The 2,157-nt window shown below is 51.8% G+C and carries 2 protein-coding genes; both read left to right on the top strand.

The window, feature by feature from the left end; genetic code table 11:
- Nucleotides 1–277 precede the first annotated feature (277 nt).
- A complete protein-coding gene (locus CIK74_RS07625) occupies nucleotides 278–1,267 on the top strand; it encodes a type IV toxin-antitoxin system AbiEi family antitoxin (protein WP_096255268.1) in 990 nt (329 codons plus the stop codon).
- Nucleotides 1,264–2,091 (top strand): hypothetical protein, encoded by an 828-nt coding sequence (locus CIK74_RS07620; protein ID WP_096255266.1) that lies wholly within the window; start codon nucleotides 1,264–1,266, stop codon nucleotides 2,089–2,091. Before CIK74_RS07625 ends, CIK74_RS07620 begins: the two co-directional genes overlap by 4 nt.
- The last annotated feature ends 66 nt before the right edge of the window (nucleotides 2,092–2,157 follow it).

Raw genomic sequence — 2,157 nt, 5'->3', positions numbered from 1 at the left:
CCGCTGGCGGTGTACTACTAAGCGCGCGGAACTTAGTATTCGAGCAGCCGGCACTCACTCCGGGACCATAATTGGGCGGGTTCTAACAGTTGCAATATCCTGAACCTTTGGGATCTTGCGACGACCGTGCCGCATTGAACCCAAGAATCAACACTATCCACTCGAAGATCCCGTGGGACTAGATCCACCAAGAACGAGAATTCACACTTTAGCGTTCACTATTACGCATTTTTCATTTAGAATGAAAATGCAGTTACGTTGAACATGAGGGATTGTGATGAACAGAGAACTCGCAGCTGGCCTACTCGAGCGATTCGAAGAGTTAGGGCTGAAAATCATTGAGAACACCGATTTCGCTCGTATATCTACAGATGATGCGCTGGCGGTAACGCTTGCTCATGAGCATGGTCAAGGTAAGTTTTTACTTGGGTACACAGATACCCTGACTGCGACTTCTCAACAATGGCGCGACCGTACTCTAGACGGGTGTCGGAAGCTTCTGCTTGTCGGCCCACGCATCACAGAACGAAGCGCCGAAATCTTCCGGTTACAGGGCATTAACTACATCGATCAAGCTGGCAATGCATTTGTTAGTTTCGAAGGCGTTCATATTGATATTCGCGGACGACGTGCGCCGCGATCATCCACTCAGCGCTACACCCAGCTGAAACGTGGCGGCGTGAACCTCTTCAGCCTGAAACGATCCCAGATCATATTTGCCTTCCTCACTTGGCCCGGATTGCTCCAAGGTCCAATCCGCCAGCTTGCCCGTGCCGCTGGAACATCTATCGGCCAGACGCAAGAGACATTAGAACTGCTCACTCAGTACGGTTTCCTCGATGATCACAGGAAGCTGTCGTCCCAACAACGCGAAATCCTTATCGATCAATGGGCGGCTTCATATCCCACCGGCCTTGGCTCACAGTCAAGAACGCATCACTTCGCCGGCGACTGGAGCAATCTGAAAATTAACGACCAGACGGTTTATGTTGGAGGCGAAGCCGCCGCTCCAGTTCTAGTCCAGCCGGAAAGTGTAGTTCTTTATACCGACGGCCTCCCAATGAGCTTATTGCGGGCACGCAGGTGGCGGCGCGATAATGAAGCGCCCAATATATTCATTCGCCAGAAATTTTGGGAAGCGCCGGATGAGCCAGATCATCCTGGAATTTATCAGGCTCCTCTACTACTCACGTATGCGGACCTCCTCGCATCCAATGACGGTCGTCAACGTGAAGCCGCCATTCAATTGCGAGAATCCTCTCTATGATCAATTTGAACCGCGTAGACGTTCGTCTTTTTGACACGATTTCGCCAGTGATCGAAGAGCTGACCCGCAATACTCCGCTTATTCCGGAGAACGTTCTTCTTATAGGCGCTGGTAGTCGGGATATCATCCATTCAGCGCTTGGTCATGCTTTCGAGGTGCGATCCACAAGCGATGCGGACATAGCTATCGCCGTCGACGACTGGAAAATTACCGAGCGCATAGACGCCTTGTATCCGAAAAGCGGAAGCAACGGGATCCGTTACATAATTGCAAAAACACCAGTGGACATCATGCCGTTTGGTGCCATAGAGGATCCAGAAGGCATCAGCTCCCCCGCACCGCGAGGCGAAGAACTTGTGGTCTTCGGATTCCAGGACGTCTACAGCCGATCTATCACTCTCCGCCTTCCTACCGGACAGAACATACGACTGCCACAACCGGCTGGGTACGCGGCGCTAAAAATGAGGGCTTGGATTGACCGCTCAGTCCACTACAGCAGCGATAAGGACGCAAAAGACCTCGCATTGGCGGCTTATTGGTACCAACATTCAGAAGAAATTAGCAACCGGCTATACGACACTGAAGCGGGATTCAAGTTGCTTGAGGAAAGTGACTGGGACCCGGATTTTGCGGCAATAAGACTGCTCAGCATCGATATTTCAGGGCAGCTGTCTGCCAGTAGTTGCATTGACCTAGCCGACCGCTGGAAGACACAGGACTTGGACGCCTTTGCTCGTGACTTCGTACTGCCCTCGGGGGCAAAGTCCACGCCGAGTCTCGATCGACGCAGAAAACTAGTTTCAAATTTTCAGATCGTGCAATAACCGCTATACAGATGAAGGTTCAGATAAGCCGCTGAACAACCTCGACATGCAGCACCTGAAGCGGGC

The organism is Glutamicibacter sp. BW77, from assembly GCF_002332285.1.
In the GTDB taxonomy this organism is placed as follows: Bacteria; Actinomycetota; Actinomycetes; order Actinomycetales; family Micrococcaceae; genus Glutamicibacter; species Glutamicibacter bergerei.
The sequence above is the reverse complement of the archived record's forward strand: the minus strand, read 5'-3'. Positions and strand labels throughout refer to the sequence as shown.